Below are 17,854 nucleotides of genomic sequence, written 5' to 3'. Positions count from 1 at the left end.
GGCAAAGCCCCGAAGTTTCGATGGCTCATATAGAGAAAGGGCGCGCCGATCGGCACGCCCTTGTCATTTGTCAGTGCCCGTCAAGCTCAGCCGATGGCCGCCGCCTTCACATCCTGATCGATATGCGGCAGGTACTGCTCGAAGTTTTCCGCGAACATCCTGACCAGCTTGGTCGCCTGGCGGTCATAGCTGTCGGGCTTGTCCCAGGTGCGGCGCGGGTCCAGCAGGACGGTGGGCACGCCCGGTGCATCGATCGGCACTTCGAAGCCGAAATTGGCATCCGTCCGGAACTCCACATCCCCCAGCGAGCCGTCGAGCGCGGCTGTCAGCAGGGCGCGCGTCGCCTTGATCGGCATGCGCGAGCCGGTGCCATAGGCGCCGCCCGTCCAGCCGGTGTTGACCAGCCAGCAGGTCGCGCCGTGCTTGGCGATCTTCTGGCGCAGCAGGTTGCCATAAACCTCAGGGCGGCGCGGCATGAAGGGGGCACCGAAGCAGGTCGAGAAGGTCGGCTCGGGTTCGGTCACGCCACGCTCGGTGCCGGCGACCTTGGAGGTAAAGCCTGACAGGAAGTGATACATCGCCTGCGCCGGCGTCAGCCGGGCAATTGGGGGCAGCACACCAAATGCGTCGCAGGTCAGCATGATGATGTTCTTGGGGTGCCCGCCCAGTGCCGTGTCACTGGCATTCGAGATATATTCCAGCGGATAGGCGCAGCGCATGTTTGCAGTCAGGCTGTCGTCGTCGAAATCAAGCTCCTTGGTCTCTTCGTCATAGACCATGTTTTCGATCACGGTGCCGAATTTCGAGGTGGTCGCATAGATCTCGGGCTCGGCCTCGGGGTTGAGGTTGATCGTCTTGGCATAGCAGCCGCCCTCGAAGTTGAAGGTGCCGCGATCCGACCAGCCATGCTCGTCATCTCCGATCAGCGTGCGGTCAGGATCGGCCGACAGGGTGGTCTTGCCCGTGCCGGAAAGGCCAAAAAAGATGGCGGTATCGACGGGGTTGCCCTTGGCGTGGTTGGCCGAGCAATGCATCGGCATCACGTCTTTTTCGGGGAGCAGATAGTTGAGCAGCGAAAAGACGGATTTCTTGTTCTCGCCTGCGTATTCGGTGCCGCCGATCAGGATGATCTTGCGGTCGAAATTCATCGCGATCACCGTTTCCGAGCGGCAGTCATGCTTGGCCGGGTTCGCCTGAAAGCTGGGGCAGTTGATGACGGTGAAATCGGCGACGAAATTGTCCAGCGCCTCACGGTCGGGGCGGCGCAGCAGGTGGCGGATGAAAAGACCGTGCCAGGCCAGTTCGGTCACCATGCGGACCTTGATCGCATAGGCCGGATCGGCGCCGCCTACGAGGTCCTGCACATAATAGGTGCCGCCCTTCATATGCGTCAGCATATCTTCATAGAGGGCATCGAACCCTTCGGGCGACATGGCGGCGTTGTTATCCCACCAGATACTGTCCTTGACGCTGTCGGTCGCCACAACGTGTTTGTCTTGCGGCGAACGGCCCGTGAACTTGCCCGTGGAGACCAGGAAAGCGCCGCCGCGGCCGAGAGTGCCTTCACCGCTTTTCAGAGCGGCCTCGATCAGCGCAGGCTCGATCAGATTGTAGTGGACGCTGTCCAGCCCATCGATCCCCTGATCCTCAAGGCGGAATTTCGGGTTTACCCGTCCCAATGTCATGACAATCTCTCTCCGATAATTGGTCTTGGCCGCTCCTTGGATGCACTGCGCGGAGACCGATTGATCGGAATTCGCGGGCGTCCACCGATGGCTCACGCGTCTCTTAGCATGCGGTTTCAGGGATTGAACAGGCGGCTTTGCACGCGTTAGCGCAACCAAATGGCCGTTAGCGCAATCGCGCCCATCCGGCGGCAATTTGCACAAATCATGCGCAGAATGGGTCCAAAAAGTGAGTCATATTAGCCATTGGTTATGAAAAACGCCTTCAAATGGAGGGTGAAAAGGGCGTGATTCGCGAATTGGGATTGATCGCCACGCGCAAAGAACGGCATACTGATTGAAAAAATCAGGCAATCTGAGCAGTACAAGGAATAGCTAAATGTCCAAAATCGCCCTTGTGGACGATGACAGGAATATTCTGACATCCGTTTCCATGACCCTCGAGGCAGAAGGCTTCGAGGTCGAGACTTATAATGACGGCCAGCAGGCCTTTGATGCATTTTCCAAGAAGCTGCCGGACATGGCCGTGCTCGACATCAAGATGCCGCGCATGGACGGGATGGACCTCTTGCAGCGTCTGCGCCAGAAATCGCAGATGCCGGTGATCTTTCTCACCTCCAAGGATGACGAGATCGACGAGGTGTTGGGCCTGCGTATGGGCGCGGATGACTATGTGAAAAAGCCATTTTCCCAAAGGCTTCTTGTCGAGCGGATCCGTGCGCTGCTCCGCCGGCAGGATGCGCTGGATGGGAACGTGACTGCCGTCGATGCCGAAGAGGGCAAGGTAATCGAGCGCGGCGAGCTGCGCATGGATCCGCTGCGCCACGCGGTGGCGTGGAAGGGCTCGGACGTCTCTTTGACCGTCACCGAATTCCTGTTGCTTCAGGCGCTCGCGCAGCGCCCGGGTTTCGTAAAAAGCCGGGACCAGCTGATGGATGTGGCCTATGACGATCAGGTCTATGTCGACGACCGCACCATCGACAGTCACATCAAGCGTCTGCGCAAGAAGCTGCGCCAGGTCGATCCGGAATTCTCCGCGATTGAGACGCTCTACGGCATCGGTTACAGATACAACGAAGAATAAACGTGGCTCTGGCCGAGGGGATTGACGTGCGCGAGGCGGCACCGGGACGGGATGGCGACGTGGTTCTCGGCGAAGATTTCGTCGCGCCGGACAACGTTGTCGAGGATGAGTTGCGTCAGCGCCGGGCGCGGCGCGGCTTTTTCTCGCTGCGCGAGTCGCCTCTGGCGCGCAAGATCATCATCTTCAACCTGATCGCGCTGAACATCCTTGTCGCCGGAATCCTTTATCTCAATTCATCGCGCGACGGGCTTGCCCTGCAACGCATGAGTGGCCTGGTCGGCGAAGCCGAACTGGTGGCCAATATTTTCGAAGTGCAGATGCCTGCCCGCTCGCCGGTCAACCTCATCACCGGGGACGGTGTCGATGTGGATACAACCCTGTCGCGGCTGGATGTACAGGATGGGGCCGAGGTGTTCGTGTTCGACGCGGCGGGCGCGCTGGCGGGCCGCATGACCGGTACGGCGGATCGCCCCGCCAACTCCGCCGAGGATCAGCCGACGCTGATCACCGACGCGCTGGCCCGCCTTTGGGATTGGCTGTCGAAGCCCTTTACCGCCCAGCAGGACGCCACTGCGCCCGATCTGGAAGAAATCGCCCGCGCCCAGGTGGATTTGGCGCTTCAGGGCGGCACGCAGGTGACAACCGCCGAGGTCGATGGCGGCGCGGTGTTCGTGATCTCGACTCCGATCCTGCAGGATGAGACCCCCGTGGGCGCCGTGTCGATGATCAGTGCGACCGGCGAAATCGACTATCTGGTCATGTCCGAGCGCGAGCGGATCCTGCAGATGTTCCTGATCGCCACGCTCGTCTCCATCGGCCTCAGCCTGATACTGGCCTCGACCATCGCGCATCCGCTGGCCGATCTGGCCGCCGCAGCCGAGATCGGCGGCGCGCGCAACCGCGGCAAGCAGGGGGCGGGCCGGATCCGTATCCCCGATTTAACGGCCCGCCCGGATGAAATCGGGCGCCTTTCAGGCGCGCTGCGCGGCATGGTCGCCGCGCTCTACAACCGGATCGACGGGAACGAGCAGTTCGCGGCCGATGTCGCCCATGAGATCAAGAACCCCCTTGCCAGCCTGCGCAGCGCCGTGGGCACCATGCGCGTGGCCAAGCGGGACGATCAGCGCGAAAAACTGCTGGATGTCATCGACCACGATGTGCGCCGCCTCGACCGGCTTGTCAGTGATATCTCGAATGCCTCGCGCCTCGACAGCGAATTGGTCAAGGAAGAGGAAGAGCCTTTCGATCTGCTGACCATGATGCGCAATCTCGGCGAATATCTGGGCCAGCAGGCCGGCGAGAAGGGCATCGAGTTCATCACCGATTTTCCCAGCCAGCCAATCGTCATCAATGGCCTTGAGGCACGTTTGGCGCAAGTCTTTGTCAATCTGATCTCAAACGCGACCAGCTTCTGCGAGGAGGGCGACGCGATCCGCATCTGGGCCCGCCGCCGTGAGAACCGCGTGCTGATCGTGGTTGAGGATACTGGCCCCGGCATTCCCGATCAGGCACTGACGAAGATTTTCCAGCGGTTCTATTCGCAGCGTAGCGCCAAGGATTTCGGCAACAATTCCGGCCTCGGCCTTGCGATCTCCAAGCAGATCGTCGAGGCGCATGGCGGCGTGATCTGGGCCGAGAATATTCGCCCGACGGATGCGGATATCACCTCGGACCCGCTGGGCGCGCGTTTTGTCGTCGGCCTGCCGGTCTAGGCCGATGTCCAACGATCCGTCGGGGATGCAGATGCTGCACGCCTCAAGCGTCGCGGTCACCGGCCGCGCCGTGTTGATCCGGGGCGCCTCCGGCTCGGGCAAGTCGTCTCTGGCACTGCAACTTATCGCAATGGGAGGCGTGCTTGTCTCAGATGATCGAACCTGCTTATGGCGCGAGGGCGGCGCTCTCATGCTGGACGCGCCCCCGGCCATCCAGGGCCGGATCGAGGCGCGCGGCGTCGGGATATTGAATGCGCCGGCAGCGGGGCCGACGCCCGCGGCACTGGTCGTTGATCTGGGGTTTGAGGATCCGCCGCGCCTGCCGCCCGAAGAGGCCGAGACGATCCTGGGCCTGCCGCTTCCCCTGGTGCGGGGCAGTGCCGCAGAGTATTTTCCGGCGGCTGTTCACCTCTATCTGTTGCATGGACGCGCTGAGTGAGGACGTGGGTATATGAGTGAGAGCAGGACATCGACACCGCAGGGCACGGCGCCGCCGCTGGTTCTGGTTACGGGGCCCTCGGGCGCGGGCCGCAGCACGGCGATCCGCGCGCTGGAGGATATGGGCTATGAGGCGATCGACAATCTGCCGCTCAGCCTTCTTCCGCGGTTGCTGAATGCGCCCAGTGGTGGCGGCACGTCGCCGGACCGGCCCATGGCGCTGGGCGTCGATCCGCGCAATCGCGACTTTTCGGCAGCGGCGGTGATCGACGCGGTCGACCAGCTCTCGGCGGGTGGAGACCGGCATGTGCAGCTCTTGTTTGTGGATTGCCGCCCGGATGTGCTGCTGCGCCGATTTTCCGAAACGCGCCGCCGCCATCCTCTCGCCCCGGCAGAAAGCGCACAGATCGGCATCGCGCGCGAGATGGACCTGTTGCGCGCCGTGCGCACACGTGCCGACATCCTGATCGACACGTCCGAGCTTAGCCCGCATGAGCTGCGCGCTGAGCTGGAGCAGTGGATCAGCCCCGGCCGCGCTGCGCGACTGGCCGTCTCGGTGCATTCCTTCTCCTACAAGCGCGGGCTGCCGCGCGGCATTGACATGGTCTTCGACTGCCGGTTCCTGAAGAACCCGTATTGGGAGCCCGGCCTGCGCGCGCTGGATGGCCGGGCGCCGGAGGTGGCGCGCTATGTCGCCACCGATCCGCGGTTCGAGGCCTTTCACGCCCAGCTGAGCAGGATGATGGATCTGCTGCTGCCGGCCTTCGAGGCCGAGGGCAAGTCCTATCTCTCGATCGCGCTGGGATGCACCGGCGGCCAGCATCGTTCGGTTGCCATGGCGGAAACTTTGGCGCGCACCCTTGCAGAAGGGGGGTGGCAGGTGTCAACTAGGCACCGAGAACTCGAGCGCCCGGCGAGCGACACGTAACTGGCTGTGACCGGGGCGGATAGACAAGGATAACAAGGCGTTGATCGGGATCGTCATCGTAGCGCACGGCGGGCTGGCACGTGAGTATCTGGCCGCGATCGAGCATGTCGTCGGACCGCAGCAGGGCATTCGCGCCATCTCGGTCGAAAGCGGCGATGACCGCGAAGCCAAGACAGCCGAAATCACCCAGGCGGCTCGCGACGTCGATCGGGGCGAGGGGGTGGCGGTCGTGACCGACATGTTCGGCGGATCTCCCTCCAACCTGTCGCTTCCCGCCTGCCGCAGCGGTGACCGCCGCATGCTCTATGGTGCGAACCTGCCCATGCTGATCAAGTTGGCGAAAAGCCGGGACAAGCCGCTGCCTGATGCGGTGCGCGACGCGCTTCATGCCGCGCGCAAGTACATCGACAGCCAGAATATTTCAGTGGAAGATTAAGCCTATGTCCGCACCCGTGACGCGAAAACTGGAGATCGTCAACGTCAAGGGCCTGCATGCCCGCGCCTCGGCCAAGCTGGTCGAGGTGGTCGAAGGATTCGATGCGTCTGCAGAGGTTTCCTATGATGGTCAATCGGCCAGCGGCGACAGCATCATGGGCCTTTTGATGTTGGCAGCCGCGATGGGAAGCACTATTGACGTCGAAACCCGCGGCCCGGATGCCGAGGCGCTGGCCGATGCGGTAGCCGCCTTGGTTGCGGCCAGGTTCGGGGAAGACATGTAGCGCGCAACCGCGCGCGGAGCGACGGATTGGAACGGTCCAACTTGGCAATCGATCAACGCGACGAACGGCATCAGGCATCCGGCCAGGGCGGCGCGGAACAGTTCGCACATACCGCGTCCGGCGATGCGACGATGACCTTTCCCAAATATGACAGGCGCAGCCTGACCTATTCCAATTCCTTCGATGCTCCGCTGACCGCCGCCACGATCCGGGGGATCGAGTGGATGACCGGCAAGCTGGCGATCATCCGCATGATCCGAGATTTCGAGCGGCGCGGCGCGCCCACCGGGCAAGCCTTTTGGCGTGCCTCGCTCGATACGATGGGCATCGACCTGCTGACCCCGGATAGCGAGCTTGAGAACATCCCGCTGACCGGGCCGGTCGTCGCGGTGGCCAACCATCCTCATGGTCTGGTCGATGGCATGATCCTGGCCGATCTCATCGGCCGGCGCCGCACCGATTACAAGATTCTGACACGCGCCCTGCTGACCGGCATAGACGAGGTCGCCGCCAGCTACATGATCCCGGTGCCTTTCCCGCACGAACCTGACGCGCAGCGCAAATCCGTGGAAATGCGCGCCAATGCGATGGCGCACCTCAAGGAGGGCGGACTGATCAGCGTCTTTCCCTCGGGCGTCGTGGCCTCATCGGACACCATGTTCGGCCCGGCCATCGAGCGAGAGTGGAACGTGTTCACCGCGCAGATGATCCGCCGCTCGGGCGCCAAGGTGGTGCCGATCTATTTTCCGGGTTCGAACAGCCGTTGGTATCAGATGGCCAACCGCATTTCGGCAACTCTGCGGCAGGGCCTCTTGCTGCATGAGGTGGTCCACAGCTGCAACCGCCCGCAAAAACCGGTGGTCGGCGCGCCCGTCTCGGACGAGCGGATGGAAATGCTGGGGCGCGATCCGCGCGGTTTCATGACATGGTTGCGGGCGCACACTCTCTCTTTGAGTGGGACTGGCGGGGCGTAGCCTGCGATGGACCACTCCGCGCGAGTGCGCTATCAGGTCCGAAACGCAATTCAGGCAAAGGCGCGCGCATGTCAGGCCACGGCACCCCCATCCCCATGAGTTCGGCCAAATGCGGCCCGCTGACCGGCACGGCGGATGTGCCGGGCGACAAGTCCATCTCGCACCGCGCCCTGATTCTAGGCGCGATGGCCGTGGGCGAGACGCGGATTACCGGTCTTCTGGAGGGCGAGGATGTGCTCGACACTGCGCGCGCCATGCGGGCCTTCGGCGCCGAGGTCACCGATTACGGGGGCGGCGCATGGTCGGTGCATGGCGTCGGGGTGGGCGGCTTTGCCGAGCCATCAAATGTGATTGATTGCGGCAATTCGGGCACCGGCGTGCGCCTGATCATGGGGGCGATGGCGACCTCGCCCATCACGGCGACATTCACCGGCGATGCCTCCCTCAACAAGCGCCCGATGGCGCGCGTGACTGATCCGCTGGCTCTCTTCGGCGCGCAGAGCTATGGCCGCGCCGGGGGGCGCCTGCCCATGACCATCGTCGGCGCGGCCGAGCCTGTGCCGGTGCGCTACACCACGCCGGTTCCCTCCGCACAGGTGAAATCGGCGGTCCTCCTCGCCGGGCTCAATGCCCCCGGCGAGACGGTGGTGATCGAACGCGAGGCGACCCGTGATCATTCCGAGCGGATGCTGGGAGGCTTCGGCGCGACCATTCGCGCCGAGGATAGCAAAGAGGGCCGCGTCATCACCCTGACAGGCCAGCCAGAGTTGCGCGCCCAAGAGATCGACGTGCCGCGCGATCCCAGCTCGGCGGCCTTTCCCGTCTGCGCGGCGCTTATCGTGCCCGGCTCGGACGTGCTGGTTCCCAATATCGGCCTCAACCCGACCCGTGCGGGCCTCTTCACTACGCTGCGCGAGATGGGCGCGGACCTCACCTACGAGAATGAGCGCCTTGAAGGCGGCGAGCCTGTGGCCGACCTGCGCGCCCGCTTTTCGCCCGATCTCGAAGGGATCGAGGTGGATCCCGCCCGCGCGGCCTCGATGATCGACGAATACCCGGTGCTGTCGGTCGTCGCCGCCTTCGCGGAAGGGCAAACGGTGATGCGCGGCGTTGCCGAACTCCGCGTCAAGGAATCCGACCGGATCGAGGCCATGGCCACTGGCCTGCGTGCAAACGGTGTCGAGGTCGAGGATGGGCCGGATTGGTGGATCGTCAACGGCCGCGGCCACGGCAACGTGCCTGGAGGCGCCACCTGCGCCAGCCATCTCGACCACCGCATCGCCATGTCTTTCCTGATCCTTGGAATGGGCGCGAACGCGCCTGTGTTGGTAGACGACGGCAGCCCGATCGCCACGTCCTTTCCGATCTTCGAGCCTCTGATGGACCGCCTCGGCGCACAGATCACGCGCAGCGCCTGATGGCCCTGCGTATTGGACCCAGGATGAAGCAGTAATCGCGCCCCGTTTCTTCTGGCTGAAAATATCCTCGCCGAAGGCTCCGCCGTCTCAATACGTTCATATCCGACAAAAAAGGCGCGCCCATCTCTGGACGCGCCTCGTCTTTCAATGTTCAGAACCGCCTCAATTCAGCGCTTTGTCGGTCACCTCATGCGTCCAGGCGGCGTCGCCGGGATCGCCGGTAATGACCGGGTCCGAGCCGCCAGAGAGCAGCGAGTCAATCGTCCGCTTGAAGTCGGCCGGATCGAGCGCGCCGTTGCTGCCTGCGGTCAGCTTGGCAATCTCCTGCATCATGCGGATCTGGTGCTTTTCAGTCTGGGCGCCGCTCGCATCGTTGTCGAGCACGATCATTGCGGCCTCCTCGGGATTCTCCTCGGCCCATTTCCAGCCCTTCATCGAAGCGCGGACAAAGCGCGCCATTTTGTCGACGAAGGCCGGATCCTCGAGGTTTTCGCCCAGCACGTAAAGCCCGTCCTCCAGGGTCGAGACGCCCTGATCCTCATACTTGAACACGACCAGCTCCTCGGGCGTCAGACCGGCATCCAGCACCTGACCATACTCGTTATAAGTCATGGTCGAAATGCAGGCCGCCTGGCGTTGCAGCAGAGGATCGACGTTGAAGCCCTGCTTGAGCACGGTGACGCCACCATCCGAGCCATCGGTGGGGATACCGAGCTTGTTCATCCAGCTGAGAAAGGGGTACTCGTTGCCGCTGAACCACACGCCAAGGGTCTTGCCGGGGAAGTCCTCGGGCGTCTCGACGCCGCTGTCCTTGCGGCAGGTCAGCATCATCCCTGACGATTTGAAGGGCTGCGCGATATTGACGAGGTCCAGCCCCTTTTCGCGGCTGGCCATGGCCGAGGGCATCCAGTCGACGACCACATCCGCGCCACCGCCCGCGATGACCTGCGCGGGCGCGATATCGGGGCCGCCCGGCTTGATCGTCACGTTCAGATCCTCTTCGCCGTAGAAGCCCTGATCCTGTGCGACGTAATAGCCCGCGAACTGTGCTTGTGTCACCCATTTGAGCTGCAGCGTCACATCATCCGCCGCCTGCGCCGCACCGGCTCCAATCAGTGCAAGACCGGCCAGCCCGATCCGGGTTGTCAGATTTTTCATTTCAAGTCTCCCTATTGGTTGATTTTTTTTCGTTTACCGGCCCCGTTGGGACGGGTGCCAGAAAGTCAGTGCCTTCTCGGTCAGTGCAATGACGCCATAAAACGCCGATCCGGCCAGCGCCGCTACCACGATCTCGGCCCAGACAAGGTCCATCGCCAGTTGCCCGACCGAGATCGAGATTCGGAATCCCATGCCCTTCGTGGGCGAGCCAAAGAATTCTGCCACGATCGCCCCGATCAGCGCCAGTGTCGTCGCAATCTTTAGCCCGTTGAAGATGAAGGGCAGCGCGGCGGGCAGGCGCAGTTTCAGCAGGGTCTGCCAATAGCTGGCGGCATAGGTGCGCATCAGGTCGCGTTGCATCGCGCCGGTATCGGCAAGCCCCTGCACCGTATTCACCAGCATGGGAAAAAAGACCATGACGACGACCACGGCAGCCTTCGACTGCCAGTCGAAGCCGAACCACATGACCAGAATTGGGGCGAGGCCGATGATGGGCAGGGCGGCCATGAAATTGCCCACGGGCAAGAGGCCGCGCTGCAGAAAGGGAAATCTGTCTACCGCGATGGCCATGGCAAAGGCCGCGCAGCAGCCGATGATATAGCCGCTCATCGCGCCCTTGATGACGGTCTGGACAAAATCCTGCCAGAGCAGACCGGTCGAGGCTGCGAAGGTCTGCGCGATATCGCTGGGCGCTGGCAGAAGGACCGGGCTGATGCCAAAGCCGCGCACAGCAATTTCCCACAAGGCGAGGACAGAGAGGCCGAAAATCACCGGAACCAGAAACCGGGCTGCGCGCGTCTCATAGCGCGCCAGCCAGGAATTGAAGCGCCACCCGACCAGCCATACGACCAGCAGCAGGGCCAGAGTGGGGCTCAGGATGCTGATGCCAACCACACAGGCCAGCGCGACGGCGATGGCATAGATCCCACCCGGCATGCCGGACGTCTTTGCTTGCGTCGTCATCGCCCCATCCCCATGCGTGTTAGTGCAATCCTTTGTATGGCGCCGATGAGTCCGACAAGGACCGCTGCCAACAGCGCCGCCATCAAGAGCGCACTCCAGATCTGAATGGTCTGCCCGTAGTAGCTGCCTGCAAGCAGGCGTGCCCCGAGGCCCGCGACCGCGCCTGTCGGCAATTCTCCGATGATCGCCCCGACGAGGCTGGCCGCCATGCCGATTTTGAGCGAGGTAAAGAAGTAGGGCATCGACGAAGGCAAGCGCAGATACCGAAAGGTCTGCGCGCGGCTGGCATTCCAGGTGCGCATCTGGTCCAGCTGCATCGCGTCGGGGCTGCGCAGCCCTTTGACCATGCCCACGACCACCGGAAAGAACGAAAGATACATCGAGATCATCGCCTTGGGCAGCAGCCCCGAGATGCCTATGGCATTGAGCACCACGATGATCATCGGCGCGATGGCGATGATCGGCACCGTCTGGCTGGCGATGATCCAGGGCATCACGCTTTTGTCCATCGTGCGATTATGCACGATCCCGACAGCCAGTAGAACGCCGAGTCCGGTGCCCAGAACGAAACCCAGCATCGTGGCGCTGAACGTGACCCAGCTGTGATAGATCAGCGAGCGTTTGGAAAATCCGCGGCCTTTCAACACCATAGCGCCGGTCGTATCCCAAATCTCGGCCGCCACCTGGTGCGGAACGGGCAGTTTGGGTTTGTCCTGGCTCCAGGTATCGGCCACCAGATCCGCCGTGCTCAGGGTGATGTCAGCCCGCTTCGCCTTGTCGTAGGCCCATGGCGCGTTGAGCGGGACGGCGGCAACATACCATAAGGCCAGAATGGCGGCGACGACGGTGAGAACGGGAAAGACGTTTCTCATGTTGTTGGCTCTGCTGCGCCGCGGTCAATCATCGCCGTGCCCCGCACGCAGCCCCTCGCGGACGCGGTGGGCGATGTCGATGAACTGCTGGCTGTCGCGGATATCCAGCGGGCGAGTCCGGGGCAGGGGGCTGTCGATCACATCCGCGATGCGGCCGGGGCGCGGGGACATGACGACGATCCGAGTCGACAGATAGACCGCCTCCGGAATGGAATGTGTGACAAAGCAGATCGTCTTGCCGGTGCGGTCCCAAAGCTTGAGAAGCTGTTCATTGAGGTGGTCGCGCACGATTTCGTCGAGCGCGCCGAACGGCTCGTCCATGAGCAGGATATCGGCATCGAAGGCCAGCGCACGCGCGATCGAGGCACGCTGCTGCATGCCGCCAGAGAGTTGCCACGGAAATTTCTTTTCAAATCCCCCAAGCTCGACCAGCTCCAGCACCTCGTCGGTGCGGCGCGCTTGCTCGTCTTTGGAGTAGCCCATGATCTCTAGCGGCAGGCGAATATTGCCGCCAATCGTGCGCCACGGATATAGGCCGGCAGCCTGGAAGACGTAGCCATAGGCGCGGTTCCGGCGCGCCTCTTCGGGCGTCACACCATTGACCGTGATTGTGCCCGCCGTTTGGTGCTCAAGGTCGGCCATGACGCGCAGAAAGGTGGTTTTTCCGCAGCCCGAGGGGCCGATGAAGCTGACAAAATCGCCCTGTTTGACGTCGAGCGAGACGTCTTTCAGCGCATGCACCGGACCGTCATTCGTCTCGAAGGTGAGCGAGAGGTTTTGAGCGCTGATGACCGTGTCCTTGATGGCTGTATCCTTCATGGCTCGACCCCCCAGAGTTTGGCTTCGGCGAATTCGACCGAATTGTTTGCCGGATCGCGCACATAGATCGACCGCGCCCCGTTCGGCCATTCGAAATCGGCCTCGATGGCGATACCCTTGTTCTTGAGATGTGCCGCCCAGACGTCCAGCTCGCCCGGCGCGGCGCGAAAGCAGACATGGCCCTCGCCAAGCGCGCCGTGGGGCGGCACCGGCAGCTTGCTTCCGGTTTCCTGCGTCGCATCGGGATTGAAGAGCATCAGCATCGAGCCTTCACAACGGAAAAAGACGTGCCGCCCTTCGACCCGCGATTGCTCGGTCAGACCGACGATATCGGCGTAGAAGCGTGCCGCCGTGCCCAGGTCCCGGGCGTAGAGTGCGGTTTCCAGAATGCCGGGGCGGGTGGGGGATGAGGTCATAGGGCTGTGCCGATTGGTGAGGTGATAACATGACGACCGATCAGGTGAAAGCCGCCAACAGAAACGGAAACTCTATTGGCCAAGAAGATCGGCGCAGGGTCTTTTTTCAAGAGAACCGGATCATGCATACTGAATCTCTTGCCGCCATTGCCGTCTTGCGACGATCACTCCGACCGCTGCTGCGGTGGCGGCGATGCCCATAGCAAAAGACGTTGAAACGTCCTGCGACCAACGCAAAAACGCAGGTGATGGGGCTGCTTCAAATGCCAAGCCCATGAACGCTCCCGCGCCGACTGATGCAGGAAATGTGAGCCTGGCCCAAGACCTTTGTTCGACATTGCGAGGCGAACACAGCCGAAACAGAAAAAAGCCCAGGGCAGATGCAGCCAGTCCGGGAAGGAAAGCCTTTACCGCGAGGGGAGAGCCGAAAAAGTAGGACACCCCAAGCATGGCTGGTCCACCCTGCAAGGCGGATGTGAATTTCTCAATACCGCTTTCGAATTGGAATAGGGCGATCACTTGCCCGATGACGAGAAGGACAACCGGGAAAATGAGAAAGGTCAGAATGAACGTATAAAGATATGCCGCTAGGAATCCAGCGGCTTCGTCCACCCATAATGTCCATGAGGGGCGTTCGATCTGCATTAAATCCCTGCCGGAATGTTCAGCGGATCGCGCTGGATCATCTTGGGCGCGTTCAGCGCCTTCCATTTGCTTAGCGCTGTATGCGCCGATGGAAACGCGGGGCGCGGGACAAACCGGCCGCGGCCCGGCTGGGGCTGTGAGTTCTGACCCCAGGCCCAGATCACCTCGCCGCGTGATAGAGTGTAGCGGCTGTTGGCGGTCACTTCGAACCCTTCAAAGACGTTGTAATCGAGGATCGAGTGGTGGTTGGCGGGGCTGATCGTCTTGCTGATCTTGGGGTCCCACACCACGATATCGGCGTCGGCGCCTTCGACGATGGCGCCCTTGCGGGGATAGATGTTCAGGATCTTGGCCACGTTGGTCGAGGTCATTGCCACGAACTCGTTTGGCGTCAGGCGCCCGGTCTCGACCCCATGCGTCCAAAGGACCGGCAGCCGCTCTTCCAGGCCGTTCGAGCCGTTGGGTATAATGCGGAAATCATCGCGCCCGCGGCGCTTCTGTTCGGTCGAGAAGGCGGCGTGATCGGTGGCCACCACCTGCAGCGAGCCGGCCTGAAGGCCTGCCCAGAGCGAGTCCTGATGCTGCTTGCCCCGGAATGGGGGCGACATGACGCGGCGCGCGGCATGGTCCCAATCGGTATTGAAATACTCGGACTCGTCCAGCGTCAGAAACTGCACCAAGGGCTCGCCATAGACGCGCATGCCCTTCTGACGCGCGCGCCGGATCGCCTCATGCGATTGCTCGCAGCTGACATGCACGATGTAGAGCGGCACGCCCGCCGCGTCGGCGATGCAGATGGCACGGTTGGCGGCTTCGCCCTCGAACTCGGGCGGGCGGGAATAGGCGTGGCCTTCGGGCCCGGTGATGCCCTGATCGAAGTATTTCTGCTGCATCTCGGCGACCAGATCGCCGTTCTCGGCATGGACCATCGGCAGCGCACCCAGCTCGGCGCAGCGCTTGAACGAGGCGAACATCTCGTCGTCCTCGATCATCAGCGCGCCCTTGTAGGCCATGAAATGCTTGAAAGAATTGACGCCCATGTCGACGGCGTCCTTCATCTCGTTGAAGACATCTTCGTTCCAGCCGGTGATGGCCATGTGATAGCCGATATCGCTGCAGATCTGCGGCGCGGATTTGCGGTGCCATTCGTTGATCGCGTTCTTGATCGACCCGTCAGCGCCGGGCAGGCAGAAATCGACCAGCATCGTTGTGCCGCCGCAGGCCGCGGCCCATGTTCCGCTCTCGAAGGTCTCGGCCGCCGTCGTGCCCATGAAGGGCATTTCCAGATGCGTATGCGGGTCGATCCCGCCGGGAATGACGTAGGCGCCCGAGGCGTCGATATACTCGTCGCCCTTCAGGTCCTCGCCGATCTGCTTGATCGTTTCACCCTCGATCAGGACATCCGCTTTCCACGTGCGATCTGCGGTGCAGACGGTGCCGCCTTTGATGACTTTGGTGGTCATGATGGTTCTCCCTTGGTCGCGTCTCGGCTTTTCTTCTTGCTTTAAATATTCCGGGGGATGCCCTGAATTTTCACAGAAAATACAGGGTTGGGGGTTGGCCCCCTGCTAGCCCTCAACACCCGCCGTTTCCACCACCGCGTGCAGCAGCACATCCGCGCCGGCGCGGGCCCATTCCATCGTGATCTCTTCGGCCTCGTTGTGCGAGAGGCCGTCGACGCAGGGGCACATGACCATCGCAGTGGGGGCGACGCGGTTGATCCAGCAGGCGTCGTGGCCCGCGCCCGAGATGACGTCCTGATGCGAATAGCCCAGACGCTCGGCGGCCGAGCGGATGGCGGTGACGCAATCCGGATCGAAGGTCACGGGATCGAACCCGCCGACCTTCTCGAAGCTGACCTCCAACTCCATCTCGTCGCAGATCGCCTTGGCGGCCTCCTTCATCTCACCCACCATCTTGGCTAGCACGTCGATATCGGGCGAGCGGAAATCGACGGTAAAGACGGCCTTGCCGGGGATCACGTTGCGCGAATTGGGATAGACTTCGAGCGCGCCGACAGCACCGACCGCGCTGGGGCCGTGGGCGAGAGCGATCTCGTTCACCTTCTCCAGCACACGCGCCATGCCGAGGCCCGCATTGCGCCGCATGGGCATCGGCGTCGAACCGGTATGCGCGTCCTTGCCAATAATGGTTACTTCGGTCCAGTCGAGGCCCTGACCATGGGTGACCACGCCGATATCCTTGCCCTCAGCCTCCAAAATTGGGCCCTGCTCGATATGCAGTTCGAAAAACGCCTTCATCTTGCGCGCGCCCACGGGCTCGTCCCCTTGCCAGCCGATGCGCTTCAGCTCGTCCCCGAAGGTCTTCCCGTCCTTGTCGGTGCGGTCCTTGGCCCACGCCTCCTCATGGATGCCCGCGAAAACGCCGGAGGACAGCATGGCGGGGGCAAAGCGCGTGCCCTCTTCGTTGGTCCAGTTGGTGACGACGATAGGATGGCGCGTCTTGATATCCAGATCATTGAGCGTGCGGATCAGCTCCAGCCCCGCCAGCACACCCAGCACGCCATCGTATTTGCCGCCGGTCGGCTGGGTGTCGAGATGCGAGCCGACATAGACGGGCAGGGCGTCCGTATCGGTGCCCTCGCGCCGCGCGAACATGTTGCCCATCGTGTCGAGGCCCATGGTGGCGCCCGCATCCTCGCACCACTTTTGGAACAAAGCGCGCCCTTCGGCATCCGCATCGGTCAGCGTCTGGCGGTTGTTACCGCCCGCCACGCCGGGGCCGATCTTGGCCATTTCCATCAGGCTGTCCCAGAGGCGCTGTCCGTCGATTTTCAGATTCTGTCCCGGTGAGGTCTTGGAGGCTGCCATGGGGTGTCCTTTCTTGCGCGGGATGCGGGCGGTCTTTTTACCGTTTGGTCAACTAAACGATTGCGGAGCGGGCCGGACCTGTCAAGAATAGTGTTGAAGGATCTGTCTGATACCCGCCGATTGCCTACAGATTGGGCGATGGCGGATGAGTGTGAAAGGGGCGATATGGGCGAGACGGCAAATTCGAGAGATCCTGCGCCCAGCCGTATCCAACAGCGAAACCGGCGCCGTATCCTCGAAGCGGCGCTCGACGTCTTCTCGCAGCATGGCTATCGCGGCGCGACGCTGGACCAGATCGCGGCCAGCGCGGGGCTGAGCAAGCCGAATATTCTCTACTATTTCGCTGGCAAGGAAGACATCCACGCCACCCTTTTGCATCAGCTGATGGATAATTGGCTGGAGCCGCTGCGCCAGCTTGACCCCGATGGCGTGCCACTGGACGAGCTCTTGACCTATCTGCGGCGCAAGCTGGAAATGAGCCAGTCTTTCCCGCGCGAGAGCCGCTTGTTCGCCAACGAGATTCTGCAGGGCGCACCGCGCATCGCGCCACTGCTCGAGGTTGAGCTCAAACCGCTTTTCGACAGCGCAGTGGAATTGATCAACGGCTGGAGCCGCTCGGGTGCTATCGCGACGATCGACGCGCGTCACCTGATCTTCTCGATCTGGGCTACGACCCAGCATTACGCGGATTTCGAGGCGCAGATCAGCGTGCTTATGGGCGGGGCGCCGGCCACGGATGGGGCGTGGGCGCATTTGTCCGGGCTTTACCGCAAGGCGCTGATACCGGATCAGGGTTAGTCCGGTATTAGCCAGCTGCCGCGAATGCACTGGCTGCACGGTTCGGGGTGGCATAGCTTGCTCGTGGGTGGCGGCCTTTGGTGAGGGCCTCATGGCGGGATATTTCTATCGAAATTTCGGCGTAGCGCAGGCAAGGCTGGAAGGTGACATTGAGGCGCGCCTGCGCACAGACCAGTTGCGCCGCGCATTGCAAGAAGCATCAGGTCTGCGCGCGCCAGCTGCGGCTGTGCGCGTCACCGCGCAGCCCGTGTCAGGGCAGATCCTTGAGGATGGCGACGCGGGTGGCGAAAGGGCGCGCGTGATCGACACGTATGACGAGGCAGCCGCAGAGGTTTTGCGCGCTGGGCGTTTTCGGCGCCCCGCGCGGCCTTTTCGTGGCTCCTGACGGGGTGGG

Annotated in this window: 19 protein-coding genes; 10 read left to right on the top strand and 9 right to left on the bottom strand. The window is 62.5% G+C overall.

Annotation, left to right across the window (positions count from 1 at the left end; translation table 11 throughout):
* Nucleotides 1–86: 86 nt before the first annotated feature.
* Nucleotides 87–1,685, bottom strand: a complete 1,599-nt coding sequence (locus tag ACEWPM_RS03765) for a phosphoenolpyruvate carboxykinase (protein ID WP_393961866.1) — start codon at nt 1,683–1,685, stop codon at nt 87–89.
* Nucleotides 1,686–2,064: 379 nt separating this feature from the next.
* On the opposite strand from ACEWPM_RS03765, the gene ACEWPM_RS03760 reads away from it, so the two are divergent.
* The 8 genes from ACEWPM_RS03760 (at nt 2,065) to aroA (ending at nt 8,958) form a co-directional block, all read left to right on the top strand.
* The gene (locus tag ACEWPM_RS03760) at nt 2,065–2,769 is read left to right on the top strand and encodes a response regulator transcription factor (protein WP_393930737.1); all 705 of its coding nucleotides are present in this window, start codon (nt 2,065–2,067) and stop codon (nt 2,767–2,769) included.
* Between the two features lie 2 nt (nt 2,770–2,771).
* The gene (locus tag ACEWPM_RS03755; RefSeq protein ID WP_393961865.1) at nt 2,772–4,481 is read left to right on the top strand and encodes a sensor N-terminal transmembrane domain-containing protein; all 1,710 of its coding nucleotides are present in this window, start codon (nt 2,772–2,774) and stop codon (nt 4,479–4,481) included.
* A gap of 4 nt (nt 4,482–4,485) precedes the next feature.
* Nucleotides 4,486–4,920, top strand: a complete 435-nt coding sequence (locus ACEWPM_RS03750; protein WP_393961864.1) for an HPr kinase/phosphorylase — start codon at nt 4,486–4,488, stop codon at nt 4,918–4,920.
* Nucleotides 4,921–4,932: 12 nt separating this feature from the next.
* Nucleotides 4,933–5,847 (top strand): RNase adapter RapZ, encoded by a 915-nt coding sequence (gene rapZ, locus ACEWPM_RS03745; protein ID WP_393961863.1) that lies wholly within the window; start codon nt 4,933–4,935, stop codon nt 5,845–5,847.
* 40 nt (nt 5,848–5,887) lie between these two features.
* Nucleotides 5,888–6,283 (top strand): PTS sugar transporter subunit IIA, encoded by a 396-nt coding sequence (locus ACEWPM_RS03740; RefSeq protein WP_393961862.1) that lies wholly within the window; start codon nt 5,888–5,890, stop codon nt 6,281–6,283.
* A gap of 4 nt (nt 6,284–6,287) precedes the next feature.
* Nucleotides 6,288–6,566 carry an HPr family phosphocarrier protein gene (locus tag ACEWPM_RS03735; RefSeq protein ID WP_393961861.1) on the top strand — a complete coding sequence of 93 codons (279 nt, stop codon included), beginning with the start codon at nt 6,288–6,290 and terminating at the stop codon, nt 6,564–6,566.
* 131 nt (nt 6,567–6,697) lie between these two features.
* Nucleotides 6,698–7,540, top strand: a complete 843-nt coding sequence (locus ACEWPM_RS03730) for a lysophospholipid acyltransferase family protein (protein ID WP_393961990.1) — start codon at nt 6,698–6,700, stop codon at nt 7,538–7,540.
* 68 nt (nt 7,541–7,608) lie between these two features.
* Nucleotides 7,609–8,958: a 3-phosphoshikimate 1-carboxyvinyltransferase gene (aroA, locus tag ACEWPM_RS03725; RefSeq protein ID WP_393961860.1), complete on the top strand. Its 1,350-nt coding sequence runs from the start codon at nt 7,609–7,611 to the stop codon at nt 8,956–8,958.
* A gap of 162 nt (nt 8,959–9,120) precedes the next feature.
* Here aroA and ACEWPM_RS03720 read toward each other — a convergent pair whose 3' ends face one another.
* From ACEWPM_RS03720 to ACEWPM_RS03685, 8 genes are all read right to left on the bottom strand, one after another.
* Nucleotides 9,121–10,116 carry an ABC transporter substrate-binding protein gene (locus tag ACEWPM_RS03720; protein ID WP_393961859.1) on the bottom strand — a complete coding sequence of 332 codons (996 nt, stop codon included), beginning with the start codon at nt 10,114–10,116 and terminating at the stop codon, nt 9,121–9,123.
* A 33-nt stretch (nt 10,117–10,149) separates the two neighbouring features.
* The gene (locus ACEWPM_RS03715) at nt 10,150–11,079 is read right to left on the bottom strand and encodes an ABC transporter permease (protein WP_393961858.1); all 930 of its coding nucleotides are present in this window, start codon (nt 11,077–11,079) and stop codon (nt 10,150–10,152) included.
* Complete coding sequence (locus tag ACEWPM_RS03710) at nt 11,076–11,951, bottom strand: ABC transporter permease (protein WP_393961857.1); 876 nt, start codon at nt 11,949–11,951, stop codon at nt 11,076–11,078. The genes ACEWPM_RS03715 and ACEWPM_RS03710 overlap by 4 nt, the downstream gene beginning before the upstream one ends.
* A gap of 24 nt (nt 11,952–11,975) precedes the next feature.
* On the bottom strand, nt 11,976–12,770 hold the full coding sequence (locus tag ACEWPM_RS03705) for an ABC transporter ATP-binding protein (RefSeq protein ID WP_393961856.1): 795 nt from the start codon (nt 12,768–12,770) through the stop codon (nt 11,976–11,978).
* Nucleotides 12,767–13,186, bottom strand: a complete 420-nt coding sequence (locus ACEWPM_RS03700) for a VOC family protein (protein ID WP_393961855.1) — start codon at nt 13,184–13,186, stop codon at nt 12,767–12,769. Before ACEWPM_RS03700 ends, ACEWPM_RS03705 begins: the two co-directional genes overlap by 4 nt.
* A 120-nt stretch (nt 13,187–13,306) precedes the next feature.
* The gene (locus tag ACEWPM_RS03695; protein ID WP_393961854.1) at nt 13,307–13,831 is read right to left on the bottom strand and encodes a hypothetical protein; all 525 of its coding nucleotides are present in this window, start codon (nt 13,829–13,831) and stop codon (nt 13,307–13,309) included.
* Nucleotides 13,831–15,294 (bottom strand): dihydropyrimidinase, encoded by a 1,464-nt coding sequence (gene hydA, locus ACEWPM_RS03690; RefSeq protein WP_393961852.1) that lies wholly within the window; start codon nt 15,292–15,294, stop codon nt 13,831–13,833. Before hydA ends, ACEWPM_RS03695 begins: the two co-directional genes overlap by 1 nt.
* A 105-nt stretch (nt 15,295–15,399) precedes the next feature.
* Nucleotides 15,400–16,662 carry a Zn-dependent hydrolase gene (locus ACEWPM_RS03685; protein WP_393961851.1) on the bottom strand — a complete coding sequence of 421 codons (1,263 nt, stop codon included), beginning with the start codon at nt 16,660–16,662 and terminating at the stop codon, nt 15,400–15,402.
* Nucleotides 16,663–16,827: 165 nt separating this feature from the next.
* Between ACEWPM_RS03685 and ACEWPM_RS03680 the strand changes: the two genes are divergently transcribed.
* Together ACEWPM_RS03680 and ACEWPM_RS03675 are read left to right on the top strand one after the other, a co-directional pair.
* On the top strand, nt 16,828–17,460 hold the full coding sequence (locus ACEWPM_RS03680) for a TetR family transcriptional regulator C-terminal domain-containing protein (RefSeq protein WP_393961850.1): 633 nt from the start codon (nt 16,828–16,830) through the stop codon (nt 17,458–17,460).
* Between the two features lie 91 nt (nt 17,461–17,551).
* The gene (locus tag ACEWPM_RS03675) at nt 17,552–17,845 is read left to right on the top strand and encodes a hypothetical protein (protein WP_393961848.1); all 294 of its coding nucleotides are present in this window, start codon (nt 17,552–17,554) and stop codon (nt 17,843–17,845) included.
* Nucleotides 17,846–17,854: the final 9 nt, after the last annotated feature.

This window comes from Roseovarius maritimus, assembly GCF_043355895.2.
Classification (GTDB): domain Bacteria; phylum Pseudomonadota; class Alphaproteobacteria; order Rhodobacterales; family Rhodobacteraceae; genus Roseovarius; species Roseovarius maritimus.
This window is presented reverse-complemented; position numbering and strand designations above follow the sequence as displayed.